The sequence below is a fragment of the Pseudomonas sp. FW305-70 genome (assembly GCF_058783925.1).
Map to the genome: position 1 here is coordinate 15,709 of NZ_JBYSYZ010000007.1, position 26,092 is coordinate 41,800.

The window sequence follows — 26,092 nt, forward strand, 5'->3', positions numbered from 1 at the left end:
TAATGACTCAGCCCGCCATCTCCAGCCGGTTACGACCTTCGCGCTTGGCCACATACAGTGCACTGTCTGCCCGCCGCAACAGGCTGTCGGCGGACTCGCCGGGCAACAGGGTCGAACAGCCGAGGCTGACTGTCAGCACGATCGTATGACCGTCGGCCAGGTACTCCTCAGCCTGCACTGCAAACCGCAGCCGTTCCCCCACCATGGCCGCGGCTTCGCGGCTGGTATTGGACAGCAGTATCAGAAACTCTTCACCGCCATAGCGGAACACCATGTCGACGTTGCGCAGCTGGTTTTTGATCGAGGCGGCGACCGCCTTGAGCACGTGATCACCCGTGCTGTGGCCATGGGTGTCATTGACCTGCTTGAAATGATCGATGTCCAGCATCAACACCGATAACGGTTGCAGATGGCGCCGGGACAGCTCGATTTCCCTTTGCAGCGTCTGGTCCATGGCGATGCGGTTACCGGTGCGCGTCAGCGGGTCGCGCAGTGCGCTTTGGGTGGCGGTACGGTATAGCAGCGCGTTACGCATCGGAAACAGCAGCGTAGCCAGCAGTGATTCGAGATTGCCCTGTTCCTGTTCGCTGAAACGCTGATTGCGGCGGAAAATCAGTTCACCCAGGTGTTCGCCATCGTGACTGAGGCTGTAACTGATGGAATGGTGACCACGCTGGCCGAACTCCAGGCGCAGATCACTGCTCTTGTGCAGGTAGCACAAGGCGTCCAACGGCACCAATCGCTGAATCTCGCGATAGAAAGTCCCAAGAATGCGCTGCGGTTCCAGACTGGTTTGCAGTTGCAGGCCCAGTTGCTGGCGCATTTGCGCAAGGTTGACGGGCCGTTCCAGAAGAGGCGGTTGCTGACCAAAGCCCAGGCGCTGCAATTTGGCGCTATCGAAGTCAATTGCGTTGGTCTGGGAAGGTGGTTTCATTAGGCGTGCGCCCCTGAGCAGTAAGGCTGTCTTACAAGCTGGGTGAGAGCGGCTTAGGGCTGCGCGTCGTACTGGTCCGTCAGTCCCGTAGGACATTTCGTACAAGTTTAATCTGCTTTGTGGAAGATGAGTAACTCCTGCACCCATGCTTCACCCCGTCTGCTTTCACCTTGCGTGTCTGAGCAAACTTAGAGCGAAAGTCGTGCCATTCGCTTCATCAGAATAAAATTCGTATTAAATCAAATGGTTGTGCATCATCTGCAACCTGTATGGCGCAGCGTGTGACGTTTGTTTGACAGGTGCATGGGGTGTCTTCGAGTGCCGCGTCGGGAAGCCGGCGCGGCATCGAAAAAGCGACGTACGGTCGTTATTGGGCGTTGAACGCCTGACCATTGATACCGGCGCTGTCCGGGCCCATCAGGTACAGGTAGACCGGCATGATCTCCTCGGGCGTCGGGTTGTTCAGCGGGTTTTCACCCGGGTAAGCCTGGGCGCGCATGCTGGTGCGGGTAGCGCCCGGGTTGATGCTGTTGGAGCGTACCGGGGCCACGGTGTCGACTTCGTCAGCCAGGGTTTGCATCAGGCCTTCGGTGGCGAACTTGGAGACGCCGTAAGCGCCCCAGTACGCACGTCCCTTGCGACCGACGCTGCTGGATGTGAACACCACCGAGGCGTCCTGTGACAGCTTGAGCAGCGGCAGCAATGTGCTGGTGAGCATGAACATGGCATTGACGTTGACTTGCATGACCCGCATGAAGTTTTCGCCGGAAAGCTGTTCGATCGGCGTGCGCGGGCCGATGATCGAGGCATTGTGCAGCAGGCCGTCGAGATGCCCGAATTCGTTTTCGATCATCGCCGCCAGTTCATCGTATTGATGGGGCAGGGCGGTTTCGAGGTTGAACGGGATCACCGCTGGTTGTGGATGGCCGGCGGCTTCAATTTCGTCGTAGAGCTGGGTCAGGTTGGCTTCGGTCTTGCCCAGCAGCAACACGGTTGCGCCGTGGGCGGCGTAAGTCTTTGCCGCTGCGGCGCCGATGCCGCGTCCTGCACCGGTGACCAGAATGACCCGATCCTTGAGCAGTTCGGGGCGGGCGGAATAATCAAACATAAAAAACCTCAACAAATCAGAACGAGCGAACCTTGTAGGAGCGAGCTTGCTCGCGATGGTCGTCAACGATTACGCGGGCTGTCTGGATGCCCGCGGCGCTCTCAGGTTTTTCGCGAGCAAGCTCGCTCCTACAGGGGCGAACTCAGTAAAGAGATTCAGCAGCCGCAGAGCGCGCTATCGAGCACTTTGCGCAACTCCAGCGGATGATCGACCACCACGTCCGCACCCCAGTGACGCGGGTTATCGTCAGGGTGGATATAGCCGAAGGTCACTGCAGCCGTCCTGGTGCCGGCATCACGGCCCGACTCGATGTCGCGCAGGTCGTCGCCGACGAACAGCACGCTGGCCGGGTCCAGGTCGAGCATCTTGCACGCCAGGATCAGCGGCTCCGGATCCGGCTTGCTGTTCTTCACGTGATCCGGGCAGATCAGCAGCGCCGAACGTTCGGACAGCCCCAGTTGTTGCATGATCGGTTCGGCGAAGCGCAGTGGCTTGTTGGTGACCACGCCCCAGATCAGGTTGGCTTTCTCGATATCGGCGAGCAACTCGGCCATGCCGTCGAACAGCTTGCTGTGCACCGCACAACCGACGAGGTAGCGCTCCAGGAACTCCAGGCGCAACGCTTCGAACCCTGGCGATTCCGGATCCATGGCGAAGGTCACGGCGACCATCGCCTTGGCACCGCCGGAAATCTCGTCGCGGATGTGCTTGTCGTTCATTGGGGGCAAGCCGCGGTCGGCACGCATCGCCTGACAGATCGCAATGAAGTCTGGCGCGGTGTCGAGCAGGGTGCCGTCCATGTCGAAAAGAACTGCTCTGATTCGCATCGGCTTATTCCTCGCGCAGGGTCTGGATCATGTAGTTGACGTCCACGTCGGCGGCCAGCTTGTAGTGCTTGGTCAGCGGGTTGTAGGTCAGGCCGATGATGTCCTTGACGGTCAGGCCGGCCATGCGGCTCCAGGCACCGAGTTCGGAAGGGCGGATGAATTTCTTGAAGTCGTGGGTGCCGCGCGGCAGCAGCTTCATGATGTATTCGGCGCCGACGATGGCGAACAGGTACGCCTTCGGGTTGCGGTTGATGGTCGAGAAGAACACCTGGCCACCGGGCTTGACCATGCGGAAGCAGGCGCGGATGACCGACGACGGGTCCGGCACGTGCTCAAGCATTTCCAGGCAGGTGACCACGTCGAACTGCTCCGGCATTTCCTCGGCCAGGGCTTCGGCGGTGATCTGCCGATATTCGACGTTGACGCCCGATTCCAGTTGATGCAACTGGGCAACCGCCAGCGGCGCTTCGCCCATGTCGATACCCGTCACGGTCGCGCCGCGCTGGGCCATGGCTTCACTGAGGATGCCACCGCCGCAACCCACGTCGAGCACTTTCTTGCCGGCCAGATTGACCCGCTCGTCAATCCAGTTGACCCGCAGCGGGTTGATGTCGTGCAGCGGTTTGAATTCGCTTTCGCGGTCCCACCAGCGATGGGCCAGGGCCTCGAATTTGGCGATTTCGGCGTAGTCGACGTTGCTCATGGTCTAAGTCCTCTAAAACTTGAAAAATCCTGTTGCCCCGGATGGCGTTCCGGGGTGCTTACGATTCGGTACGGCCGCTGATGCGCTGGCCCCAGGCCTTCGCGACAGCGCAAAGCTGTTGTTCATCAAGGCGAGTCAGGCGACGGTCGTCGAGCAGTTGCTTGCCGGCAACCCAAAGGTGTTTCACGCAGTCCCGGCCGGTGGCGTATATAAGCTGCGAAACCGGGTCGTAGACCGGTTGCTGGGCCAGACCGGAGAGGTCGAAAGCCACCATGTCCGCGGCCTTGCCGATTTCCAGCGAGCCGGTTTCGGCTTCGATGCCCAGCGCGCGGGCACCGTTGAGGGTGGCCATGCGCAAGGCGCGATGGGCATCCAGCGCGGTGGCCGAGCCGGCGACAGCCTTGGCCAGCAGGGCTGCGGTGCGGGTTTCGCCGAGCAGGTCCAGGTCATTGTTGCTCGCCGCGCCATCGGTGCCGACCGCGACATTGACCCCCGCCTGCCACAAACGCTCGACCGGGCAGAACCCGCTGGCCAGCTTCAGATTCGACTCCGGGCAATGAATCACATTGGTGTTGCTTTCTACCAGCAGTGCCAGGTCTTCATCGCTGATCTGGGTCATGTGAACCGCCTGGAAACGCGGCCCCAGCAAGCCCAGGCGCGCCAGGCGGGCCAGCGGGCGTTCACCGCGCTGTTCGACCGATTGCTGCACTTCGAAGGCGGTTTCATGCACGTGCATGTGGATCGAGGCGTCCAGTTCCTCGGAGATTACCCGGATTTTTTCCAGGTTTTCGTCGCCCACGGTGTAGGGTGCGTGGGGGCCGAAGGTGATTTTGATGCGTTCGTGGTGCTTGAGATCGCCAAACAGTTCAACGCCCTGACGAATGGCTTCATCCGCGGAGCCGGCGCCCGGAATCGGGAAATCGAGGATCGGAATCGCGATCTGCGCGCGAATGCCGCTGTTGTGCACGCGTTCGCTGGCAACCTTCGGGAAGAAGTACATGTCAGAGAAACAGGTGATGCCGCCTTTGATTTGCTCGGCGATGGCAAGGTCGGTGCCGTCGCGCACGAAGTCCTCGTCGACCCACTTGGCTTCGGCGGGCCAGATGTGGTTTTCCAGCCAGGTCATCAATGGCAGGTCATCGGCCAGGCCGCGGAACAGTGTCATCGCCGCGTGCCCGTGGGCATTGATCAGGCCGGGGCTGAGCAGCATGTCGGGCAATTCGCGGATTTCGGTTGCGTTAAGCTTCAGTGCGGCGGAACGTGGGCCGATAAACACGATGCGTCCATCACGGATGCCCACGCCATGTTCCTTGAGGACGACACCAGCGGGTTCGACGGGTACCAGCCAGGTCGGCAGCAATAACAGGTCGAGCGCAGCGGCAGTGTTCGGCATCGAGGGTCGGTTCCAGTGCTTTTGTAAAGGATGGCGAAGTATACCCGAGCGTCTTCGCGGGGGGATCGCTATAATCGGCGGCTTTTGTTCATGAGTGCGGGGTGAGGGATGCGCGATCGACTGTTGGCTGCGGAAAAGGTAAAGGCCATCGATTGGCGTGATGGCGCTCTCCATCTGCTGGATCAGCGCATTTTGCCGTTCGAGGAAACCTGGATCGCCTACACCAGTGCAGCCGGTGTGGCCGAGGCCATTCGCTCGATGGTGGTGCGTGGCGCGCCGGCCATCGGTATTAGTGCCGCTTATGGCATTGTGCTCGCGGCCCGTGCCCGGATTGCCGAAGGTGGCGACTGGTATGCGGCGCTGGAAGAGGATTTCATACTGCTGGCTGATTCCCGTCCTACTGCGGTCAACCTGTTCTGGGCGCTGGGTCGCATGCACGACCGGCTTGATCGCCTGAAAGACAATGCCGATCCGCTGGAGGCGCTGGAGGCCGAGGCCATTGCCATTCACGAAAGTGATCGCGAAGCCAATCTGACCATGGCGCAACTGGGTGTCGACCTGATCCGCAAGCATCAGGGCAACGCCCAGGCGATCCTGACCCACTGCAACACTGGCGCACTGGCCACGGGCGGCTTTGGCACGGCGCTGGGCGTGATTCGCGCTGCATTCATCGAGGGGATGGTCGAGCAGGTCTATGTCGACGAAACCCGCCCATGGCTGCAGGGCTCGCGGCTGACCGCATGGGAGCTGGCCAATGAAGGCATTCCCGTGACCCTCAATGTCGACTCCGCCGCTGCGCATATCATGAAGACCAAAGGCCCTACCTGGGTCATCGTCGGCGCTGACCGGATCACCGCCAATGGCGATGTGGCCAACAAGATCGGCACCTATCAGCTGGCCGTCAACGCCATGCACCACGGCGTGCGCTTCATGGTGGTGGCGCCGAGTTCGACCATCGACATGAACCTGGCCAGTGGCGACGACATTCCGATTGAAGAGCGTGATGGTCGCGAGTTGCTGGAAGTGGGTGGCAAGCGCGTCGGGGCCGATGTCCATGCCTTCAACCCGGTGTTCGACGTGACGCCGGCGGATCTGATCGATGCGATCGTCACCGAAAAAGGCATTGTCGAACGCCCGGACACGGCGAAGATGGCGCAGTTGATGTGCCGCAAGCGTCTGCATTAATTATCGTTGGCGTCTGTTCAATCGCTTTCGTCGGATCGCCGCCCGGAGCAAGCCCGCTCCCACAGTTGATCGAGGTGTGACCGCAATCGTCGGCACAATAAAGAACCACTGTGGGAGCGGGCTTGCCCGCGAAGAGGCCTGCACAGGCACCGAACAACCCAAAATCCAGCCCCATTTCTCCATTCAACACGGCTCTAAGCCCCTCTCGTCCCCTTCAAGCCTGTCACCGGTCAACTAACTACTCTCCATGCGCATCTGGGGGATAGGTGCGTGGCGGCTCTTGTGATAACATCCGGCGGTTTCCATGGTTACCCTGCGGGGTGACCTTTACTGCGCAGATCCATGGCATAACTCGTTGATTTGTCGTAAGCCACTGCATGGCACCGAGCCTGCAGCGGCGAGCTTCGTTGGTCCTGACGAAGTTTCACCAGAAAAAGGAATCAGGCTTCTCATGGGCGAACTGGCCAAAGAAATCCTCCCGGTCAATATCGAAGACGAGCTGAAGCAGTCCTACCTCGACTACGCGATGAGCGTAATTGTCGGGCGGGCACTGCCGGATGCGCGCGATGGCTTGAAGCCCGTGCACCGGCGCGTGCTGTTCGCGATGAGCGAGCTGGGCAACGACTTCAACAAGCCGTACAAGAAATCTGCCCGTGTTGTCGGTGACGTGATCGGTAAGTATCACCCGCACGGTGATACCGCGGTGTACGACACCATCGTTCGGATGGCACAGCCATTCTCCCTGCGCTACCTGCTGGTAGACGGCCAGGGCAACTTCGGTTCGGTGGACGGCGACAACGCCGCGGCCATGCGATACACCGAAGTGCGCATGACCAAGCTGGCGCACGAGCTGCTGGCCGACCTGCATAAGGAAACCGTGGACTGGGTGCCGAACTACGACGGCACCGAAATGATCCCGGCGGTCATGCCGACCCGTATTCCCAACCTGCTGGTCAACGGCTCCAGCGGTATCGCCGTGGGCATGGCGACCAACATTCCGCCACACAACCTCGGTGAAGTCATCGACGGTTGCCTGGCGCTCATCGACAATCCCGAGCTGACTGTCGACGAGCTGATGCAATACATCCCGGGTCCGGACTTCCCGACCGCTGCGATCATCAACGGTCGCGCCGGCATCATTGAAGCCTACCGCACTGGCCGTGGCCGCATTTACATGCGCGCCCGCTCGATGATCGAAGACATCGACAAGGTCGGTGGCCGCCAGCAGATCGTCATCACCGAACTCCCTTACCAGTTGAACAAGGCGCGTCTGATCGAGAAGATCGCCGAGCTGGTAAAAGAGAAGAAGCTCGAAGGCATCACCGAACTGCGCGACGAGTCCGACAAGGACGGTATGCGCGTCGTGATCGAGCTGCGTCGTGGCGAAGTGCCTGAGGTGATCCTCAACAACCTCTATGCCCAGACCCAGCTGCAAGCGGTGTTCGGCATCAACATCGTCGCGCTGATCGACGGCCGTCCGCGGATCCTGAACCTCAAGGACCTGCTGGAAGCCTTCGTTCGTCACCGTCGCGAAGTGGTGACCCGTCGTACCGTGTTCGAATTGCGCAAAGCCCGCGAGCGTGGTCACATTCTTGAAGGTCAAGCGGTTGCCCTGTCGAACATCGACCCGGTCATCGCCCTGATCAAGGCGTCGCCAACGCCGTCGGAAGCCAAGGAAGCGCTGGTCAGCACCCCTTGGGAGTCCTCGGCCGTGGTGGCGATGGTGGAGCGTGCCGGCGCCGATTCGTGCCGTCCGGAAAACCTCGATCCGCAATACGGTCTGCGTGACGGCAAGTACTTCCTGTCGCCGGAACAGGCGCAAGCCATTCTGGAACTGCGTCTGCACCGCCTGACCGGTCTGGAACACGAAAAACTGCTGGCCGAGTATCAAGAGATCCTCAACCAGATCGGCGAGCTGATCCGCATCCTCAATAGCGCCACGCGCCTGATGGAAGTGATCCGCGAAGAGCTGGAAGTGATTCGCGCCGAGTATGGCGACGTGCGCCGCACCGAGATCCTCGATGCTCGTCTCGACCTGACCCTGGGTGACATGATCCCGGAAGAAGAGCGCGTCGTGACCATCTCCCACGGTGGCTATGCCAAGACCCAGCCGCTGGCGGCGTACCAGGCCCAGCGTCGTGGCGGTAAAGGCAAGTCGGCGACCGGCGTCAAGGATGAGGACTACATCGCTCACCTGCTGGTTGCCAACAGCCACACCACGCTGCTGCTGTTCTCCAGCAAGGGCAAGGTGTACTGGCTGAAGACCTACGAAATCCCTGAAGCGTCCCGCGCTGCCCGTGGTCGTCCGCTGGTCAACCTGCTGCCGCTGGATGACGGTGAATACATCACCACCATGCTGCCGGTCGAGGAATACACCGAAGGTCACTACATCTTCATGGCCACCGCCAACGGCACCGTGAAGAAGACCCCGCTGGAATCCTTCAGCCGTCAGCGCAGCGTCGGCCTGATCGCACTGGAACTGGATGAAGGTGACGTGCTGATTTCTGCCGCCATTACCGATGGCGAGCGTGAAGTGATGCTGTTCTCCGACGGCGGCAAGGTCACCCGCTTCAAGGAATCCGACGTTCGCGCCATGGGCCGTACCGCCCGCGGTGTGCGCGGCATGCGTCTGCCGGAAGGCCAGAAGCTGATTTCCATGCTGATCCCGGAAGAAGGCAGCCAGATTCTCACCGCTTCCGAGCGTGGTTTTGGCAAGCGCACCGCGATCACCGAGTTCCCTGAGTACAAGCGTGGCGGTCAGGGCGTTATCGCCATGGTCAGCAACGAGCGTAACGGCCGCCTGGTCGGCGCCGTCCAGGTGCTCGACGGCGAGGAAATCATGCTGATTTCCGACCAGGGCACCCTGGTGCGTACTCGTGTCGACGAAGTGTCCAGCCTGGGTCGTAACACCCAGGGCGTGACCCTGATCAAACTGGCCAAGGATGAAACCCTGGTCGGCCTTGAGCGGGTTCAGGAACCTTCGGAAATCGAAGGTGAAGAACTGGAAGGTGAAGAGGGGGCGGTGTTCGAGGGTGAAGTCGTGATCGACGATGCCGTTGAAGACCAGCAACTCGACGCTGCTGCTGACGAAGAACCACAGGAATAAGCGGGTAAGCAGGGGGCGGATGAGAATTCGCCCCCTTGTTGTTTGTCCGTAATGAAATATCGACGCCCATGAGATCCCCTGTGGGAGCGGGCTTGCTCGCGAAAGCGGAGTATCAGGCGACATCTTTGCTGAATGTCAGCCCGTTTTCGCGAGCAAGCCCGCTCCCACATCAAGTTGGCGTCGACTGATATGTGATACCCTCAAATCAGAGCGAGATTGGATGTGAGCAAGAGAGCCTATAACTTCTGTGCCGGTCCTGCGGCGCTTCCCGAAGCTGTCCTGCAGCGCGCCCAGGGTGAACTCCTCGACTGGCACGGCAAGGGTCTGTCGGTCATGGAAATGAGCCATCGCAGTGATGAGTTCGTGTCCATTGCCACCAAGGCCGAGCAGGATCTGCGTGATCTGCTGAATATCCCTTCGAACTATAAAGTGCTGTTCCTGCAAGGTGGCGCCAGCCAGCAATTCGCGCAGATTCCTCTGAACCTGCTGCCGGAAAACGGCTCGGCCGACTATATCGACACCGGTATCTGGTCGCAGAAAGCCATCGAAGAAGCTTCGCGCTACGGCCATGTCAACGTTGCCGGCACCGCCAAGCCCTACGACTATTTCGCCATTCCCGGTCAGAACGAGTGGAAGCTGTCGAAAGACGCGGCCTACGTTCACTACGCGCCGAACGAAACCATCGGTGGCCTGGAGTTCCAGTGGATTCCGCAAACCGGTGACGTTCCGCTGGTGGCCGACATGTCCTCGGACATCCTGTCGCGCCCGGTGGATGTTTCGCGTTTCGGCATGATCTACGCCGGTGCCCAGAAAAACATCGGCCCGAGCGGTATCGTCGTCAATATCGTGCGCGAAGACCTGCTGGGCAAGGCCCGCTCCATTTGCCCCACCATGCTCAATTACAAGGTCGCGGCCGACAACGGCTCGATGTACAACACCCCGCCGACCCTGGCGTGGTATTTGTCCGGCCTGGTTTTCGAGTGGCTCAAAGAGCAGGGCGGTGTCGAGGCCATCGGCAAGCTCAACGAAGTCAAGCAGCGCACGCTGTACAGCTTCATCGATGCCAGCGGCCTGTACAGCAACCCGATCAACAAGTCGGACCGCTCGTGGATGAACGTGCCGTTCCGCCTGGCTGATGATCGTCTGGACAAGCCGTTCCTGGCCGGTGCCGACGAGCGTGGCCTGTTGAACCTCAAGGGCCACCGTTCCGTGGGTGGTATGCGCGCCTCCATCTATAACGCCGTCGACATCAACGCCGTCAATGCGCTGGTTTCGTACATGGCAGAGTTCGAGAAGGAACACGGCTAATGTCTGAGCAAGAACTCAAGGCACTGCGCCTGCGCATTGATGCCCTGGACGAAAAGGTCCTGGAGCTGATCAGTGAGCGTGCGCGCTGCGCCCAGGAAGTCGCGCGAGTAAAGATGGCCTCGCTGGCCGAAGGCGAAGTGCCGGTGTTCTATCGTCCTGAGCGTGAGGCTCAGGTGCTCAAGCGTGTCATGGAGCGTAACCAGGGGCCGCTGGGCAACGAAGAGATGGCGCGGCTGTTCCGCGAAATCATGTCTTCCTGCCTGGCACTCGAGCAGCCGTTGAAAGTGGCTTATCTCGGCCCTGAGGGTACCTTCACCCAGGCGGCGGCCATGAAGCACTTTGGTCACGCGGTGATCAGCAAGCCGATGGCGGCGATCGACGAAGTGTTCCGTGAAGTGGCGGCCGGGGCGGTGAACTTTGGCGTGGTGCCGGTGGAAAACTCCACCGAAGGCGCGGTCAACCACACCCTCGACAGCTTCCTCGAACATGACATGGTGATCTGCGGCGAAGTCGAGCTGCGTATCCACCATCACCTGCTGGTCGGTGAAAACACCAAGACCGACAGCATCAGCCGCATCTACTCCCACGCCCAGTCCCTGGCCCAGTGCCGCAAGTGGCTGGACGCCCATTACCCGAATGTCGAGCGCGTGGCGGTGTCCAGCAACGCCGAAGCGGCCAAGCGGGTCAAGGGCGAGTGGAACTCGGCGGCGATTGCCGGTGACATGGCGGCCGGTCTGTACGGCTTGACCCGTCTGGCCGAAAAAATCGAGGACCGCCCGGATAACTCCACGCGCTTCCTCATGATTGGTAACCAGGAAGTGCCGCCGACCGGCGACGACAAGACCTCGATCATCGTCTCGATGAGCAACAAGCCGGGTGCGCTTCATGAGTTGCTGGTACCGTTCCACGACAACGGCATCGACCTGACGCGAATCGAGACTCGTCCGTCGCGCAGCGGCAAATGGACCTACGTGTTCTTCATCGATTTTGTCGGCCACCACCGCGATCCGCTGGTAAAAGGTGTGCTGGAAAAAATCAGTCAGGAAGCAGTGGCACTCAAAGTGCTGGGTTCCTACCCGAAAGCAGTTCTCTAAGGGCGGTAGCAAATGAGTGGCAATTTCCTCGCTCTGGCACAGCCGGGCGTGCAACAACTTTCGCCTTACGTTCCGGGCAAGCCCGTGGACGAACTGGCTCGCGAGCTGGACCTCGATCCAGCCAGCATCATCAAGCTGGCGAGCAACGAAAACCCGCTGGGCCCTGGTCCCAAGGCGTTGGCGGCCATCCGCGATGCGCTGGCCGAGCTGACCCGTTATCCGGACGGCAACGGCTTTGCCCTCAAGAGCCTGTTGGCCGGGCAGTGCCGCGTCGAACTTGATCAGGTTACGCTGGGCAATGGTTCCAACGACATCCTGGAACTGGTCGCGCGTGCCTATCTGGCGCCAGGCCTGAACGCCGTGTTCAGCGAGCATGCGTTCGCGGTCTACCCGATTGCCACTCAGGCGGTCGGTGCACAGGCCAAGGTCGTTCCGGCCAGGGATTGGGGGCATGACCTGCCGGCAATGCTGGCAGCCATCGACGCCAATACCCGCGTGGTCTTCATCGCCAACCCGAACAACCCGACCGGGACCTGGTTCGACGCCGAGGCGCTGGACGAATTCCTGCAGGATGTTCCGGAGCATGTGCTGGTCGTACTGGATGAGGCTTATATCGAGTACGCCGAAGGCAGCGATCTGCCGGATGGCCTGGACTTCCTGGCGGCCTACCCGAACCTGCTGGTTTCCCGCACCTTCTCCAAGGCCTATGGTCTGGCGGCGTTGCGCGTGGGTTATGGCTTGTCCACGTCAGTAGTCGCAGATGTGCTGAACCGTGTGCGCCAGCCATTCAACGTCAACAGCCTGGCCCTGGCCGCAGCCTGTGCGGCGTTGAAGGACGACGAGTATCTGGCGCAAAGCCGTCAGTTGAACGAGTCCGGCATGCAGCAGCTGGAAGCCGGTTTCCGTGAGCTGGGGCTGAGCTGGATTCCATCCAAGGGCAATTTCATCTGCGTCGATCTCGGTCAAGTGGCGGCTCCGGTGTTCCAGGGCTTGCTGCGTGAAGGTGTGATCGTGCGCCCGGTGGCCAACTACGGCATGCCGAATCACCTGCGCGTCACCATTGGTCTGCCGGCAGAGAACAGCCGCTTCCTGGATGCGCTGACCAAGGTTCTGGCTCGTGGTTGATGTCACTGCACTGCAATCTGCTGAACCTATGATCGGTCGCCTGGTGGTGGTCGGTCTGGGGTTGATCGGCGGTTCGTTTGCCAAGGGGTTGCGCGAAAGCGGGATGTGTCGCGAAGTGGTCGGGGTCGATCTCGATCCACAATCGCGCAAGCTCGCGGTCGAGTTGGGGGTGGTGGATCGCTGCGAAGAAGACCTGGGCGTTGCTTGTCAGGGCGCCGACGTCATTCAGCTGGCGGTGCCGATCCTGGCCATGGAGAAAGTGCTTGCGCGTCTGGCTGGCATGGACCTGGGGCAGGCGATCCTGACCGATGTCGGTAGTGCCAAGGGCAACGTGGTGCGCGCTGCCACTGAAGCATTTGGCACGATGCCGCCATGCTTCGTGCCGGGGCATCCGATTGCCGGTTCCGAGCAGAGTGGGGTCGAGGCCTCCAACGCCGAGCTGTTCCGTCGGCACAAGGTGATCCTGACGCCGCTGGATCAGACCGATCCGGCAGCCTTGGCCGTGGTCGACCGTTTGTGGCGCGCGCTGGGTGCCGATGTCGAGCACATGCAAGTCGAACGTCACGACGAAGTATTGGCTGCGACCAGTCATCTGCCGCACTTGCTGGCGTTCGGCCTGGTCGATTCGTTGGCCAAGCGCAATGAAAATCTTGAGATCTTCCGTTACGCTGCGGGCGGTTTCCGCGATTTCACAAGAATCGCCGGTAGCGACCCGGTCATGTGGCACGACATCTTCCTCGCCAACCGCGAAGCTGTCCTGCGCACACTCGATACATTTCGCAGCGATCTCGACGCCTTGCGCGACGCGGTCGATGCAGGGGATGGGCACCAATTGTTGGGCGTTTTCACTCGCGCCCGGGTTGCCCGCGAGCATTTCAGTAAAATCCTGGCCCGCAGGGCCTATGTGGACGCTATGAATTCCAACGATCTGATTTTCCTGGCTCAACCTGGTGGCCGCCTGTCCGGTCGGATTCGCGTACCGGGTGACAAATCGATTTCCCACCGTTCGATCATGCTCGGTTCCCTCGCTGAGGGCGTCACCGAAGTCGAAGGCTTCCTCGAGGGTGAAGATGCCCTGGCGACCTTGCAGGCGTTCCGTGACATGGGCGTGGTCATCGAAGGTCCGCACCACGGACGCGTGACCATTCACGGCGTTGGCCTGCACGGCCTGAAGCCGGCACCGGGCCCGATCTACCTGGGCAACTCCGGTACTTCGATGCGTCTGCTGTCCGGCCTGTTGGCTGCGCAGAACTTCGACAGCACCCTGACCGGCGACGCCTCGCTGTCCAAGCGCCCGATGAATCGCGTGGCCAATCCGCTGCGTGAGATGGGTGCGGTGATCGAGACCGCTGCAGAGGGTCGTCCACCGATGACCATCCGTGGTGGCAACAAGCTCAAGGGCTTGACCTACACCATGCCGATGGCCAGCGCCCAGGTTAAATCCTGCCTGCTGCTGGCCGGTCTGTATGCCGAGGGCAAGACCACCGTTACCGAGCCGGCTCCGACCCGCGACCATACCGAGCGCATGCTGCGCGGTTTCGGCTATCCGGTGAGCGTTGACGGTGCCACGGCATCGGTTGAGTCCGGTGGCAAGCTGGCCGCGACCCACATCGAAGTTCCGGGCGACATTTCGTCGTCGGCGTTCTTCCTGGTGGCTGCATCGATCGCCGAAGGTTCGGATCTGGTGCTCGAGCATGTCGGCATCAATCCGACCCGTACCGGTGTGATCGACATCCTGCGCCTGATGGGCGCGGACATCACTTTGGAAAACCAGCGTGAAGTCGGCGGCGAACCCGTGGCTGACCTGCGTGTGCGGGCAGCTAAACTCAAAGGTATCGAGATTCCTGAAGAGTTGGTCCCGTTGGCCATCGACGAATTCCCGGTACTGTTCGTGGCCGCTGCCTGTGCCGAAGGGCGCACCGTGCTGACCGGCGCCGAAGAGTTGCGGGTCAAGGAATCGGATCGTATCCAGGTCATGGCGGATGGTCTGCTGGCGCTGGGCGTCAAATGCGAACCGACCCCGGACGGCATCATCATCGACGGCGGCCAGATCGGCGGCGGTGAAGTGCACGGTCATGGTGACCACCGTATCGCCATGGCGTTCAGCGTTGCCTCGCTGCGCGCCAGTGCGCCGATCCGCATTCATGATTGCGCCAACGTCGCGACGTCGTTCCCGAACTTCCTGGCGCTGTGCGCACAGGTCGGCATTCGTGTGGCACAAGAGGCGCAGTCGTGAACAACATTGCACCGGTCATCACCATCGATGGGCCAAGCGGCTCGGGCAAGGGCACGGTAGCCGGGATTCTGGCCAAGCGCCTGGGCTGGAACCTGCTGGATTCCGGTGCGTTGTACCGCCTGCTGGCTTTCGCCGCGCATAACCATGGTGTCGACCTGACCAACGAAGAGTTGCTGAAGAAACTTGCCGCTCATCTGGACGTGCAGTTCATCGCGGCGACGGACGGTCAGCTGCAACGCATCATTCTGGAAGGTGATGAAGTCAGCGATGTCATCCGCACCGAAAGCGTCGGTTCCGGCGCGTCCCAGGTGGCTGCGTTGCCCGCTGTGCGCGAGGCGCTGCTGCAGCGCCAGCGTGCTTTTCAGGAAGCGCCGGGCCTGGTGGCGGATGGGCGCGACATGGGAACGGTGGTTTTTCCTGATGCGCCGCTGAAGATTTTTCTGACCGCCAGTGCCGAGGAGAGGGCACGCCGCCGATATTTGCAGTTGAAGGGCAAAGTCGAGGGTGTTAGTCTGTCGAGTCTGCTAGATGAGATACGTGCACGCGATGAGCGTGACACCCAGCGAGCGGTAGCCCCGCTCAAACCGGCGGCTGACGCCATACAGCTGGATTCCACGGAATTGTCCATCGACCAGGTGCTGGAACGCATCATGAGCGAGATCGCCATCCGCGATATCGCCGGGTGACCAAGAAGGCCGCAGGGGACCAGTCATAGTCCTGCGGTGGCTTCTTTTAAATGAAACTAACCCACACCGTCTGGGGTGTGGAGATGGGCGTTTTCTTCGCCCTCATCAACAGGAATTAAAATGAGCGAAAGCTTTGCGGAACTCTTTGAAGAAAGCCTAAAAACCCTGAACCTTCAGGCAGGCTCCATCATCACCGGTGTTATCGTTGATATCGATTACCAGGCTCGCTGGGTAACCGTTCACGCTGGCCTGAAGTCTGAAGCACTCATCCCGCTTGAGCAGTTCTACAACGACGCTGGCGAACTGAACATCAACGTCGGTGACGAAGTTCACGTTGCTCTGGACTCGGTTGAAGACGGCTTTGGTGAAACCAAGCTGTCCCGTGAAAAAGCCAAGCGCGCTGAATGCTGGATTGTTCTGGAAGCAGCCTTCGCAGCCGAAGAAGTGGTCAAGGGCGTTATCAACGGTAAGGTTAAAGGCGGCTTCACTGTCGACGTTAACGGCATCCGTGCGTTCCTGCCAGGTTCTCTGGTTGACGTCCGTCCAGTGCGCGACACCACGCACCTGGAAGGCAAAGAGCTGGAATTCAAGGTCATCAAGCTGGACCAGAAGCGCAACAACGTTGTCGTTTCCCGTCGCAGCGTCCTGGAAGCCGAGAACTCCGCCGAGCGCGAAGCTCTGCTGGAATCCCTGCAGGAAGGCCAACAAGTCAAAGGTATCGTCAAGAACCTCACCGATTACGGCGCATTCGTCGATCTGGGTGGCGTCGATGGCCTGCTGCACATTACCGACATGGCTTGGAAGCGTATCAAGCATCCTTCCGAAATCGTCAACGTTGGCGACGAGATCGATGTCAAGGTTCTGAAGTACGATCGCGAGCGCAATCGTGTTTCCCTGGGCCTGAAGCAACTGGGCGAAGATCCATGGGTTGCTATCAAAGCCCGTTACCCGGAAAGCACTCGCGTTACCGCGCGTGTAACCAACCTGACCGACTATGGCTGCTTCGCTGAGCTGGAAGAAGGCGTTGAAGGTCTGGTACACGTTTCCGAAATGGACTGGACCAACAAGAACATCCACCCTTCGAAAGTCGTACAAGTCGGCGACGAAGTGGAAGTCATGGTTCTGGACATCGACGAAGAGCGTCGTCGTATCTCCCTGGGCATCAAGCAGTGCAAATCTAACCCATGGGAAGATTTCTCTGGCCAGTTCAACAAGGGCGATAAAATCTCCGGCACCATCAAGTCGATCACCGATTTCGGTATCTTCATTGGTCTGGACGGCGGCATCGACGGTCTGGTTCACCTGTCCGACATCTCCTGGAACGAAGTGGGCGAAGAAGCCGTACGCCGCTTCAAGAAGGGCGACGAGCTGGACACCGTTATCCTGTCGGTTGACCCAGAGCGCGAGCGCATCTCCCTGGGTATCAAGCAACTGGAAAGCGATCCGTTCTCCGAGTACGTTCAAGAGAACGACAAAGGCGCCATCGTTAAAGGCATCGTGAAGGAAGTTGACGCTAAAGGCGCCATCATCACTCTGGCCGACGATATCGAAGCGACTCTGAAAGCCTCCGAAATCAGCCGTGACCGCGTTGAAGACGCGCGCAACGTTCTGAAAGAAGGCGAAGAAGTAGAAGCCAAGATCATCAGCGTTGACCGCAAGAGCCGTGTAATCCAGCTCTCGATCAAGTCGAAAGACGTTGAAGACGAGAAAGAAGCAATCCAGAGCCTGCGCGACAAGCCAGTAGCTACTGATGCTCCTGTGGCCACCACTCTGGGTGACCTGCTGCGTGCACAAATGGAAAAACAGAACTAAGTTCTGATTTTCTGTAAAAAGGGCGACTTTGGTCGCCCTTTTTTGTGCCTGGAATTTGGTGGGGTGCGCCCTGCTTTGGTTGCTCGAGTCGTGAACCAAAGCTACTGAGAAAATGTCTGATTGTTTAGTCGGATCAAGTGCTTGTTTGCGGCTAGTCTTTAGCTTGAGACTAATGATCGCCCGTTGGGCTTTCTGGCAAAAGGACGTGAATGAACAAGCTAATTGTCGCAGTAGCAGTGCTGGCGCTAGCGGGTTGTGCCACCAATGCCAAAACTCATGCAGTGCGCGGGGTGAGCGGCATTGAGGTTGATTGTTCGGGGCTCGGTTCGAATTGGGATAAGTGCTACAAGCGCGCGGCCAAGGAGTGCAGGGGGGCGGGCTATAAAGTGGTGGCGAGGTCTGACGATGTCAAGGAAGAGGAAGATGGCTTCCCCTTCGGCTTCAATCCCGCAGGTTTCCTGACGCGCACTATGCTGGTGATTTGCCGATGAGACAGTGATGGCTCGGAGGTCTCCTCGGTCCAGGAATCAGGCATTCCGGGGTGGTGGGATGTATGGCAAAACTCGGGCTGTTCAAAATCATGCCGGCGTGCTAAAACCTTTGGAGCGCTGATCTAGCTGCTTGAAAAAGAAGGGAAAAATATGACGAAGTCGGAGTTGATCGAACGAATTGTCACCCATCAAGGGCTGCTTTCATCCAAGGATGTGGAGCTGGCCATCAAGACCATGCTTGAGCAAATGTCCCAGTGTCTGGCTACCGGAGACCGTATCGAGATCCGGGGGTTTGGCAGCTTCTCTCTGCACTACCGTGCTCCACGGGTTGGCCGTAATCCGAAAACCGGTCAGTCTGTCAGTCTCGACGGAAAATTCGTTCCGCATTTCAAGCCAGGCAAGGAGCTGAGGGATCGGGTGAATGAAGATGAAGACGTTGAGCTGTAATCAGGAACGACGGGTGGTTTTCCGATGACTAATGCCAAACGCATAGTTTTTTTTGTAGCTGCACTACTGATTGTATTTGTGATAGTCATTTTTGTGCTTGAAAATAGGCAAGACGTTTCGCTGGTGTTCCTTGGCTGGTCATCGCCGAAGCTTCCGTTATCCATATCGCTAATTTTGGTGTTACTGAGCGGTATGGCAATAGGGCCGCTTCTAGCTTTTATTTTTGCGCAAAAGAAGAAAAGGCATCCTAGAATTAGTTAAAATACGAGTTTGGAATACGAAGCGCAACATCATAAATGCATACTAGAAAAGGCTGGCCAGAATGACGAATGCCCCATCGACCAAGCCCGGGTCGGATGAGATAGATTTATTTGAGTTGATGAGATCCATTTGGGCTCAAAAAGTAATGATACTGTGCACTACCTTGGTTGTTGTTTTGTGTGCGGCAGCTTATGCGTTTATCAGTAAGCCAGTCTATGAGGCGCGTGTATATTTGCTTCCCCCAACTTTAAATGGAATAGCCGATTTTAACTATGGTCGAACCAAAGAGTTGGAGCTTACACCTTATACAGTAAAGGATGTGTATGATGTTTTTACTCGCAACTTGCAAAGTGAGGCTTTGCGTCGCGCATTCTTTCTAGAAGTGTATTTGCCATCGCTATCTGATGCAGATCGAAAAGACTCACAAGATGAATTGTATTCAAGGTTTTTAAAGAAGCTGACTATAGGGTTGCCCTCCAAAGAACAACCAGATCGATATTCAGTTTCAGTCCAGGATAAAGATCCTGCGCGCGCAACCGAGTGGGTGAAAACCTTCACAGCAAATGCAGGTAAAGCCTCTAAAAATGAGGTGATTACCAACGTTACGCGGGAAGCAGAAGTTCGCGCACGTAATATTGGTCAGCAAATAAGTATTTTGCGGCAGACTGAGAGTGGGATACGGAATGATTCGATTAGCCGACTACAAGAAGCGTTGAGGGTTGCGCAGTCGATTGGTCTTGAAGAGCCTCCTATAATTGCTGGTAATGTTGCCGCCGAAGTGACTGCGACCATGGATGGCCAGTTGACGTACATGCGAGGCACCAAAGCGTTAAGTGCAGAAATAAAAAATTTGCAGGACAGAAAAAGTAACGATCCCTTCATAAAAAATCTTCGTATGCTTCAAATCAAGAAGTTCTTCTATGAAGACTTGCAGATTGATCCCTCCAGCGTTTCTGTTTACCGGCAGGATGGATCTATTGAGTTACCTGATGAACCCATCAAGCCTAAGAAGATGCTGTCCATAGGGTTGGCTTTGATTGGAGGCGGGCTCCTGGGTTTACTGATTGGTTTGGTTCGTTATTTGTGGGGGCGGCGTAAAGTGCTTTCTTGAGATTTCTCTAAGGCAAGTGCTGGATATTGGGTGCTTGCATTGACTCTTCGATAGCATTGTGCGAGATCAGGTTCGTGGATGTACAGTCAATGGTTTTCGACTGATAGTTACCGGTTACCATTACAATCACTACTCTTGGTTGTGAGCAGAAAACGCAGGGCTTAGCTGATGTGCCTTAAAGCAAGCTTGTAACTGGTAATGGTAGAAAAATAATATTTAGCACTACAAATTCAATTGGTACATCAAGAATGGCCTATCTAACCGACGAAGAACTTCAAAAATTGGGTTTCAAGAGTCTTGGCAAGCAGGTAAAGATCAGCGACAAGGCGTGTATTTACAATGCGGAAAAAATTGAGATAGGCGATTTTTCCAGGATTGACGATTTTTGCGTGATCTCGGGATGCGTAAAAATTGGTCGGTACAATCACATCACACCAATGTGCCTCGTCGCCGGAGGTATTCCTGGCATTGTCATGGAAGATTTTTGTACATTGGCATATGGAGTAAAAGTCTTTTCGCAATCGGACGATTATAGCGGCGAGACATTGACCAACTCTCTCGTTCCGAAAAAATTCAAAAACGAGAAATTTTCCGCTGTTCGACTCGGTAGACATGTCATTGTAGGAGCAGGGGCGGTTGTTTTTCCGGGTGTTGAAATATCAGAAGGTTGTTCTATAGGCTCAATGGCATTAGTCACTAGGTCGACTGAGGCATGGGGTATATATGCCGGCGTGCCAGCGAAGCTTATAAAACAACGTAAAAAAGATCTGCTGAAACTCGAAGTCGAATTTTTAAGTGAGCAAAAAAATGATCCCATTTAACAAACCGCCATATACTGGCAATGAAGATCAGTACGTTCTCCGTGCCATGCGCAGTGGCAAAATGTCGGGAGATGGTGAGTTCACTGCTTTGTGCCATCAGTGGTTTGAGAAAACGTTGGGCTGCGCCAAGGCGCTATTGACGCCTTCCTGTACTCAGGCATTGGAAATGGCCGCAATTCTCATCGATATTCAGCCTGGTGATGAAGTCATCATGCCAAGCTATACCTTTGTTAGTACGGCAAACGCCTTTGTGCTGCGAGGGGCAAAAATCGTGTTTGTCGACATTCGTCCAGACACAATGAATATTGATGAAACTCTTATTGAGGGTGCTATTACATCTCGAACCAAGGCGATCGTGCCTGTGCATTATGCAGGCGTCGCTTGCGAGATGGATACAATAATGGATATTGCCCAGCGCAATGGTTTGTTTGTAATAGAGGACGCTGCTCAGGGAATGATGTCCACTTACAAAGGGCGTCAACTGGGCTCTATTGGCCACATGGCTGCGTTTAGTTTTCATGAAACAAAAAATTTTACAAGTGGTGGTGAAGGGGGGTTGTTGATTATTAATGATGCTCGCTTCGTTGCTCGAGCAGAAATAATTCGGGAAAAAGGGACAAACCGCAGTCAGTTTTTTAGAGGGATGATTGATAAATATACATGGGTAGATGTGGGAAGTAGTTATCTTCCTGGTGAGTTGCAGGCAGCTTATTTGTATGGTCAGTTAGAGCGTTGTGAATATATAAATTCTGCGCGTCTTGCCCTCTGGGAAAAGTATCATCAGCATTTTAAGTCTTATGAAAAAAAGGGGGTTGTTGATCTCCCTGTGATACCAGATGGCTGTGTTGCGAATGCCCATATGTATTATATGAAAGTGAAAGATATTAATGTACGTACAGCGGTACTGAGCAAACTAAAGGAAGCTGGTGTTGGTGCAGTGTTTCATTATATTCCGTTGCATTCGGCGCCGGCTGGAAAAAAACTTGGTGTGTTTTCAGGTGATGATAAGTTTACCACCCGTGAAAGTGAGCGCCTTATTCGTTTGCCTCTCTGGTTAGGTATGAATGCCGATGAGGAAAATGAGGTCAAGAGCCAAGTAACTGCAGCGATTATGTCCTGTGGCGCGTAACGAGTGTAGCGACAAGCTTCAATATCGGAAAGCTGTTTCCAGCGCCGTATTGACCACTCTCGCCCAGGCTTCAAAAATAGTTGTCGGCTTTCTCGTTCTTAAACTGATCGCTCTATATTTAGGGCCAGACGGATTGGGGAAGCTTGGCCACTTTATGAGTCTGACTTCGATACTCGCTCTGCTGGCTGGCGGAGGTATCGCTCATGGCGTCATAAAATATTCCGCAGAGTACAGGAATAATAAATTTAATCTCTATAGGCTTTTGAGTACGGCCTCGGCTTTTGCATTTGTCGTTTCTGTCGTTTTTGCTTTGTTGTTTTTGCTTTTTGCTCATCCGATATCAGAGTTCATACTTGGGGATGGTAGTCTCGCCTGGGTTATATCACTGTTATCGGTTTTTCAGTTTTTGCTTGCCTTTAATATGCTGTTTTCCTCTGTCGCAAATGGACTTGCTGATGTTAAATCGTTCGCAGTTGCTCAGATAGTTGGTAATTTAATCTCATTACCTTTTGCTTGGTTGCTGATATTGAAGTTTGGGTTGCCGGGTGCGGCGATCGCGATTATATCGATCTTGGCAATGGCGGTATTCCCAAGTGTTTATTTGTATCTGAGGTCTTCGCTACGTTTCAGGTTTAGATGTGGGAAAATAGATCCGTTTTTACTTAAAAAATTAAGCTGGTTCAGTTTAATGTTGTGCGTTAGTGCGGTCGCATTTCCCGTTGTCGAAATTTATATACGACAAAATCTAATTAGTAATGCTGGCTATACCCAGGCGGGAATTTGGCAAGGTCTGATTAGGCTCTCTAGTGCATACTTAGGTTTTTTTAGTGTTTTTTTGGCATCCTATTTCATGCCGATGATTTCTAGGATTAATAATAAAAGGGAAGTAGAGCGACTTACCCATAAATTTGTAGTTTTTGTCATGGTCGTTTTCGCAGTCGGAGGTGGAACGCTTTATTTTTGGCGGGATTTTTTTGTCCCCTTGCTGCTCTCTAAAGAGTTTGAGGGGTTAAATGAGTTTTTGCTATACCAGTTAGTTGGTGATTTTTTTAAAGCGTCTAACTATGTCATTGGTTTTGTTGCGGTTGCGAGGGCGGCAACCCGTATTTACATTATTTCAGAGCTTTTTCAGGCTGGTTTATTTGTATCTCTAAGCTTGTTGATTGGGCGGTTTATTGTTGGCGCAGAAGGTGTCACGGTTGCGTATATGATGTCCTATGTCATGTGTTTTCTTGTAAGTGTTCTTGCGTTGAAGTTTTGGGTGCGTAACTGATGTCTTTTGAGTTTGTTTGGCCTATTTACGCGGTATTCATATTTTTGACCATTTCCGGCGGTGCGGAAATGCTGATTAAACAAGGGTGGGTCAAGCAGCTTGCGGTTTTTTCGTCGGCTATAGCTCTCGTCATATTAGCGGCATTGCGGAGTTTGGGCGTAGGTAGCGATGACGTTGCCTACGCGCAAATGTTCACGGATATTCCGTTTTTTTTTGGATGTGATGAATTTTTATGCGGTTATAACTACTCCCAGTTCAATGTGGAACTCGGTTTTTTTACTCTGCTATCTATGTTGCGCGGTTTTGGTAGCGAGCCTCTTGTGCTTTTCAGTGTGGTTGCATTAGCCTCTGTAGCGCTGAATGTCAGGGCGATAAAATTTTTTTCTCCCCATGCCGGCGCAGCGATCCTTGTATATTTTTGTCATTTTTATCTTAATAAAGAACTAAATGCTATTCGTCTTGGTTTGGCTTCCGCGCTTCTATTTTGGGCCGTGACGTTTATTCCTGTGCGGAAGGTCGGTATGTTCATGCTTCTGGTGATCTGTGCCGCATTTGTGCATGTGTCATCATTGTTGATTCTACTACCGTTCGCTATTTATCAGCTTCGACCAGGTCGCACTATGTACGCGGCCGTCGCGCTTTTTCTTCTGACTTTTACGGCGCTTTTTGATATACAAACATTTTTTTCATATTTGATCAATTTTGGGTTTATAGGTGAGAAAATAAATCTGTATCTCAATGCGGAAATTTATAACTATCCGTTACCCTTGTTTAGTGCTGTAAATTTAAAGAATTTGTTTTTTGTGGGGTTAGCCTTGGCTTTCTGGCGCACAATCTCAAGTAGATATGAGTATTTTGAGTTGGTTTTTTGCTTCTTTTTTTGCGCAACGTTTATACGGATTGCATTGGGCGATTTTGCAATTGTCGCGGGAAGGAGTTATGCGGCTATTTCGATGTTTGAGTACGTCTTGTTACCGTTTGTCTTTTTTTCGCTGTTTGGCAAGTGGGTGGGCTACGCTCTAATAGTGTTGTATGCAGGGCTGACTTTATACTTGAATCTGACAGATAATGCAGGTTGGACAGGTGAAGCAGTTCAGTTTTTTAATTTCAATAATTAGTAAGTAGAGAGTAAATTGAAAAATATACTTTTTGTGATGGGTGGCCTATCCATGGGGGGCGTAGAAACCTACGTGGTCCGTTTGGCCACCGAATTACAGAAGCAGGGCCACTCCGTCACTGTGATTTTGCTCTCCAATAAGCATGATGACTTACTCTTCCAAAAGCTATCGTCTGTAGCAACAGTTTGTGTTGTTGAGTATTTTCCTTTTTTTGGGGCGTCCAGTTGGCTAAACGCTTTGGTGCCTGCGAGTGCGTGTTCTCATACTCATTTTGACGTGGTCCATGTTGTTGATTTATTAACTTTGTCATATGTGTATTTCCAGCGGAAAAAATATTCTTTCGACGCATTATCTATCGGTATCTATCATTCTCGAGAAATTGTTTGGTGGCGCGGTCGAAATGTATATTTTAGAGAAAAGATGCTTGAATTGTACGATCAAAATGTAAAGCTTACTCTGTTTCCGAATGAGAGTACTGCGGAGATTGCAGCTACTTACAAGGCTTTAGATGTTGGTGATGTGGCATTGTTGCCATTGGGTATATCACTTGAGCATTATAGTAAATGTTATCCTGACAAACTGTCATTAAAGCTGTTGTCTGTTGGTCGTTTGGTGGACTTCAAGGTTTATAATAGGCATGTAATATCTATATTATCCAGCTTGCGACTTGTTGGTGATTTTCATTATTTTATATATGGTGACGGGCCCGAAAGAGAAGCGCTAGAGGCTTACTCGATCCAGTGTGGTGTAGCGCAGTTTGTGCACTTTATGGGTGAAGTAAAGTATTCGGATCTTCCTGAGATTTTTAATGACGCTTTTTGCTTTATAGGTTCTGGTACCACTCTGATCGAAGCTTCTGCAGCGGGTGTGCCATCGATTGTTGGGATAGAATCAATATCGACTCCCGATACGTGTGGGTTTTTTTCAGAAATTGACGGCTACTCATACAACGAAGCTTCAGCAACAACGCGTCGAATTCCTATTCTTGAATGCATAGAAATGCTATATCGAATGGAAGTTGCCCAATATAATTCACTGTCTGATGCTCATAGAGATAAAGCTGGGCAGTTTAATATTGAGGATACAACTTCAAGGTTTATCGATTTGTCGACATGTTATCCGGACTTTAAGATTAGATTCAGTAGATGCCGAGCTGTACTTTCTTTTGTGTACTCTATTGTGAAGCTTGGGCCAAAGGCTCTGAAGTCAAGATTTGATAGCGTGTAAAATGTTGCGTGAGTTTCTGGGCCTGCATATATTTGACTCATTTACGGTTGGTCCAGCAGTTAGTCGCAAGGAAATTAAATGCTTAAACTCGAAGGTGTAAATTTGGCTGTTGCGGGTCTTGGTTATGTGGGCCTGTCGCTGGCTGTAGAGTTTGGCAAGAAAGTGAACGAGGTCGGGTTTTATTTTGGAAAAACTGGGGTTGATGCGCTGAAAACTTATCATGGTTTTACGTGTGAAGTACCTGGCAGTGTATTAAGGTCTGAGTTTCATCGAATAAAAAATATTAAAAAAGTCACCTCTGGATTCACTCGGAAAACCGCTGGTCTGGTCGATTTGTTATATGGCAGCCTTATCAAGGCAGGGGCTCATAAGACCCAAGGCATTAATGTCACCGAAGCGGCAGAGACTATTGATAATGCTCTGCGCGATTTGAATATTGGGGGCTCGTGCATCGGCCGGCTGCGCGATCATTACGATGTTTAGGAATATAATTTCTTTCGATTTTCGTTTTCGTAAAACCATACCGTTTTACTCGAAAAATATAGGTGGTGTGCTGACAGAGGCCCTATCAGCTCCCGAGCTATTGACTAAGTTGTCGACTGCAGCCGTTTGCAGATTGGCAGATTTGATTGGGAAAGCACCTCGAAAAATACTTGGTCCGAGTTACTCGCGTTGGCCAAACGCTCAAAAGAAGGTG

The 26,092-nt window shown here is 54.9% G+C and carries 23 protein-coding genes and 1 pseudogene; 19 read left to right on the forward strand and 5 right to left on the reverse strand.

The genetic code is table 11. The annotated features are described in order from the left end of the window. Positions 1 to 7: 7 nt before the first annotated feature. Both AC3WN7_RS07520 and AC3WN7_RS07525 read right to left on the reverse strand, forming a co-directional pair. The gene (locus tag AC3WN7_RS07520; protein ID WP_095966345.1) at positions 8 to 934 is read right to left on the reverse strand and encodes a GGDEF domain-containing protein; all 927 of its coding nucleotides are present in this window, start codon (positions 932 to 934) and stop codon (positions 8 to 10) included. Positions 935 to 1,301: 367 nt separating this feature from the next. Further along, positions 1,302 to 2,042, reverse strand: a complete 741-nt coding sequence (locus tag AC3WN7_RS07525) for a YciK family oxidoreductase (protein ID WP_095966346.1) — start codon at positions 2,040 to 2,042, stop codon at positions 1,302 to 1,304. Positions 2,043 to 2,097: 55 nt separating this feature from the next. On the opposite strand from AC3WN7_RS07525, the pseudogene AC3WN7_RS07530 reads away from it, so the two are divergent. Next, positions 2,098 to 2,175: pseudogene (locus AC3WN7_RS07530) on the forward strand (outer membrane lipoprotein carrier protein LolA); the annotation flags it as partial. A 22-nt stretch (positions 2,176 to 2,197) separates the two neighbouring features. Here AC3WN7_RS07530 and mupP read toward each other — a convergent pair. The 3 genes from mupP to AC3WN7_RS07545 are packed head-to-tail and all read right to left on the reverse strand — an operon-like array spanning position 2,198 to position 4,965. Then, entirely contained in the window at positions 2,198 to 2,869 is a 672-nt protein-coding gene (gene mupP / locus AC3WN7_RS07535; protein WP_095966347.1) for an N-acetylmuramic acid 6-phosphate phosphatase MupP, read from the reverse strand. A 4-nt stretch (positions 2,870 to 2,873) separates the two neighbouring features. Next, on the reverse strand, positions 2,874 to 3,572 hold the full coding sequence (gene ubiG / locus AC3WN7_RS07540) for a bifunctional 2-polyprenyl-6-hydroxyphenol methylase/3-demethylubiquinol 3-O-methyltransferase UbiG (RefSeq protein WP_007973655.1): 699 nt from the start codon (positions 3,570 to 3,572) through the stop codon (positions 2,874 to 2,876). Positions 3,573 to 3,630: 58 nt separating this feature from the next. Beyond that, on the reverse strand, positions 3,631 to 4,965 hold the full coding sequence (locus AC3WN7_RS07545; protein ID WP_095966348.1) for a TRZ/ATZ family hydrolase: 1,335 nt from the start codon (positions 4,963 to 4,965) through the stop codon (positions 3,631 to 3,633). A 108-nt stretch (positions 4,966 to 5,073) separates the two neighbouring features. On the opposite strand from AC3WN7_RS07545, the gene mtnA reads away from it, so the two are divergent. The 18 genes from mtnA to AC3WN7_RS07635 all read left to right on the forward strand — a co-directional run bounded on the left by mtnA (position 5,074) and on the right by AC3WN7_RS07635 (position 25,878). Then, positions 5,074 to 6,150, forward strand: a complete 1,077-nt coding sequence (gene mtnA / locus AC3WN7_RS07550; RefSeq protein WP_102674264.1) for an S-methyl-5-thioribose-1-phosphate isomerase — start codon at positions 5,074 to 5,076, stop codon at positions 6,148 to 6,150. Between the two features lie 451 nt (positions 6,151 to 6,601). Next, positions 6,602 to 9,256 carry a DNA gyrase subunit A gene (gyrA, locus tag AC3WN7_RS07555; RefSeq protein ID WP_095966350.1) on the forward strand — a complete coding sequence of 885 codons (2,655 nt, stop codon included), beginning with the start codon at positions 6,602 to 6,604 and terminating at the stop codon, positions 9,254 to 9,256. 222 nt (positions 9,257 to 9,478) lie between these two features. Then, complete coding sequence (gene serC, locus AC3WN7_RS07560; protein ID WP_102674263.1) at positions 9,479 to 10,564, forward strand: 3-phosphoserine/phosphohydroxythreonine transaminase; 1,086 nt, start codon at positions 9,479 to 9,481, stop codon at positions 10,562 to 10,564. Continuing rightward, positions 10,564 to 11,658 (forward strand): prephenate dehydratase, encoded by a 1,095-nt coding sequence (gene pheA / locus AC3WN7_RS07565; protein WP_007939916.1) that lies wholly within the window; start codon positions 10,564 to 10,566, stop codon positions 11,656 to 11,658. Before serC ends, pheA begins: the two co-directional genes overlap by 1 nt. Before the next feature lie 12 nt (positions 11,659 to 11,670). Then, positions 11,671 to 12,783: a histidinol-phosphate transaminase gene (gene hisC, locus AC3WN7_RS07570; protein ID WP_102674262.1), complete on the forward strand. Its 1,113-nt coding sequence runs from the start codon at positions 11,671 to 11,673 to the stop codon at positions 12,781 to 12,783. Positions 12,784 to 12,811: 28 nt separating this feature from the next. Beyond that, positions 12,812 to 15,019, forward strand: coding sequence for a bifunctional prephenate dehydrogenase/3-phosphoshikimate 1-carboxyvinyltransferase (locus tag AC3WN7_RS07575; protein WP_256585669.1), 2,208 nt, complete (start codon positions 12,812 to 12,814; stop codon positions 15,017 to 15,019). Then, on the forward strand, positions 15,016 to 15,705 hold the full coding sequence (gene cmk, locus AC3WN7_RS07580; RefSeq protein ID WP_007973641.1) for a (d)CMP kinase: 690 nt from the start codon (positions 15,016 to 15,018) through the stop codon (positions 15,703 to 15,705). The genes AC3WN7_RS07575 and cmk overlap by 4 nt, the downstream gene beginning before the upstream one ends. A 120-nt stretch (positions 15,706 to 15,825) precedes the next feature. Next, complete coding sequence (rpsA, locus tag AC3WN7_RS07585; RefSeq protein ID WP_007973639.1) at positions 15,826 to 17,517, forward strand: 30S ribosomal protein S1; 1,692 nt, start codon at positions 15,826 to 15,828, stop codon at positions 17,515 to 17,517. A 209-nt stretch (positions 17,518 to 17,726) separates the two neighbouring features. After that, entirely contained in the window at positions 17,727 to 18,008 is a 282-nt protein-coding gene (locus AC3WN7_RS07590; protein WP_095966354.1) for a hypothetical protein, read from the forward strand. Between the two features lie 150 nt (positions 18,009 to 18,158). Then, positions 18,159 to 18,455: an integration host factor subunit beta gene (gene ihfB / locus AC3WN7_RS07595; protein ID WP_095966355.1), complete on the forward strand. Its 297-nt coding sequence runs from the start codon at positions 18,159 to 18,161 to the stop codon at positions 18,453 to 18,455. Positions 18,456 to 18,479: 24 nt separating this feature from the next. Continuing rightward, positions 18,480 to 18,716, forward strand: coding sequence for a lipopolysaccharide assembly protein LapA domain-containing protein (locus tag AC3WN7_RS07600; protein WP_095966356.1), 237 nt, complete (start codon positions 18,480 to 18,482; stop codon positions 18,714 to 18,716). A gap of 61 nt (positions 18,717 to 18,777) precedes the next feature. Beyond that, positions 18,778 to 19,827, forward strand: coding sequence for an LPS O-antigen chain length determinant protein WzzB (locus tag AC3WN7_RS07605; RefSeq protein ID WP_095966357.1), 1,050 nt, complete (start codon positions 18,778 to 18,780; stop codon positions 19,825 to 19,827). A gap of 248 nt (positions 19,828 to 20,075) precedes the next feature. Next, positions 20,076 to 20,648, forward strand: a complete 573-nt coding sequence (locus tag AC3WN7_RS07610; RefSeq protein WP_102674260.1) for an acyltransferase — start codon at positions 20,076 to 20,078, stop codon at positions 20,646 to 20,648. Beyond that, positions 20,635 to 21,777, forward strand: coding sequence for a dTDP-4-amino-4,6-dideoxygalactose transaminase (gene rffA / locus AC3WN7_RS07615; protein WP_095966359.1), 1,143 nt, complete (start codon positions 20,635 to 20,637; stop codon positions 21,775 to 21,777). The genes AC3WN7_RS07610 and rffA overlap by 14 nt, the downstream gene beginning before the upstream one ends. After that, complete coding sequence (locus AC3WN7_RS07620; RefSeq protein ID WP_158247835.1) at positions 21,767 to 23,050, forward strand: O-antigen translocase; 1,284 nt, start codon at positions 21,767 to 21,769, stop codon at positions 23,048 to 23,050. Before rffA ends, AC3WN7_RS07620 begins: the two co-directional genes overlap by 11 nt. Beyond that, positions 23,050 to 24,168, forward strand: a complete 1,119-nt coding sequence (locus tag AC3WN7_RS07625) for an EpsG family protein (protein ID WP_095966361.1) — start codon at positions 23,050 to 23,052, stop codon at positions 24,166 to 24,168. Before AC3WN7_RS07620 ends, AC3WN7_RS07625 begins: the two co-directional genes overlap by 1 nt. A 15-nt stretch (positions 24,169 to 24,183) precedes the next feature. Beyond that, entirely contained in the window at positions 24,184 to 25,395 is a 1,212-nt protein-coding gene (locus AC3WN7_RS07630) for a glycosyltransferase family 4 protein (RefSeq protein ID WP_146022386.1), read from the forward strand. 78 nt (positions 25,396 to 25,473) lie between these two features. Continuing rightward, a complete protein-coding gene (locus tag AC3WN7_RS07635) occupies positions 25,474 to 25,878 on the forward strand; it encodes a nucleotide sugar dehydrogenase (RefSeq protein WP_102674257.1) in 405 nt (134 codons plus the stop codon). Positions 25,879 to 26,092: the final 214 nt, after the last annotated feature.

Coding starts and splice junctions, on each gene's coding strand:
- mtnA (WP_102674264.1), top strand. CDS start 5,074: ATGCGCGATCGACTGTTGGCTGCGGAAAAGGTAAAGGCCATCGATTGG.
- rffA (WP_095966359.1), top strand. CDS start 20,635: ATGATCCCATTTAACAAACCGCCATATACTGGCAATGAAGATCAGTAC.
- AC3WN7_RS07605 (WP_095966357.1), top strand. CDS start 18,778: ATGACGAATGCCCCATCGACCAAGCCCGGGTCGGATGAGATAGATTTA.
- hisC (WP_102674262.1), top strand. CDS start 11,671: ATGAGTGGCAATTTCCTCGCTCTGGCACAGCCGGGCGTGCAACAACTT.
- AC3WN7_RS07525 (WP_095966346.1), bottom strand. CDS start 2,042: ATGTTTGATTATTCCGCCCGCCCCGAACTGCTCAAGGATCGGGTCATT.
- AC3WN7_RS07575 (WP_256585669.1), top strand. CDS start 12,812: ATGATCGGTCGCCTGGTGGTGGTCGGTCTGGGGTTGATCGGCGGTTCG.
- AC3WN7_RS07635 (WP_102674257.1), top strand. CDS start 25,474: ATGCTTAAACTCGAAGGTGTAAATTTGGCTGTTGCGGGTCTTGGTTAT.
- ihfB (WP_095966355.1), top strand. CDS start 18,159: ATGACGAAGTCGGAGTTGATCGAACGAATTGTCACCCATCAAGGGCTG.
- AC3WN7_RS07600 (WP_095966356.1), top strand. CDS start 18,480: ATGACTAATGCCAAACGCATAGTTTTTTTTGTAGCTGCACTACTGATT.
- mupP (WP_095966347.1), bottom strand. CDS start 2,869: ATGCGAATCAGAGCAGTTCTTTTCGACATGGACGGCACCCTGCTCGAC.
- AC3WN7_RS07545 (WP_095966348.1), bottom strand. CDS start 4,965: ATGCCGAACACTGCCGCTGCGCTCGACCTGTTATTGCTGCCGACCTGG.
- rpsA (WP_007973639.1), top strand. CDS start 15,826: ATGAGCGAAAGCTTTGCGGAACTCTTTGAAGAAAGCCTAAAAACCCTG.
- ubiG (WP_007973655.1), bottom strand. CDS start 3,572: ATGAGCAACGTCGACTACGCCGAAATCGCCAAATTCGAGGCCCTGGCC.
- AC3WN7_RS07520 (WP_095966345.1), bottom strand. CDS start 934: ATGAAACCACCTTCCCAGACCAACGCAATTGACTTCGATAGCGCCAAA.
- AC3WN7_RS07625 (WP_095966361.1), top strand. CDS start 23,050: ATGTCTTTTGAGTTTGTTTGGCCTATTTACGCGGTATTCATATTTTTG.
- pheA (WP_007939916.1), top strand. CDS start 10,564: ATGTCTGAGCAAGAACTCAAGGCACTGCGCCTGCGCATTGATGCCCTG.
- gyrA (WP_095966350.1), top strand. CDS start 6,602: ATGGGCGAACTGGCCAAAGAAATCCTCCCGGTCAATATCGAAGACGAG.
- AC3WN7_RS07610 (WP_102674260.1), top strand. CDS start 20,076: ATGGCCTATCTAACCGACGAAGAACTTCAAAAATTGGGTTTCAAGAGT.
- AC3WN7_RS07590 (WP_095966354.1), top strand. CDS start 17,727: ATGAACAAGCTAATTGTCGCAGTAGCAGTGCTGGCGCTAGCGGGTTGT.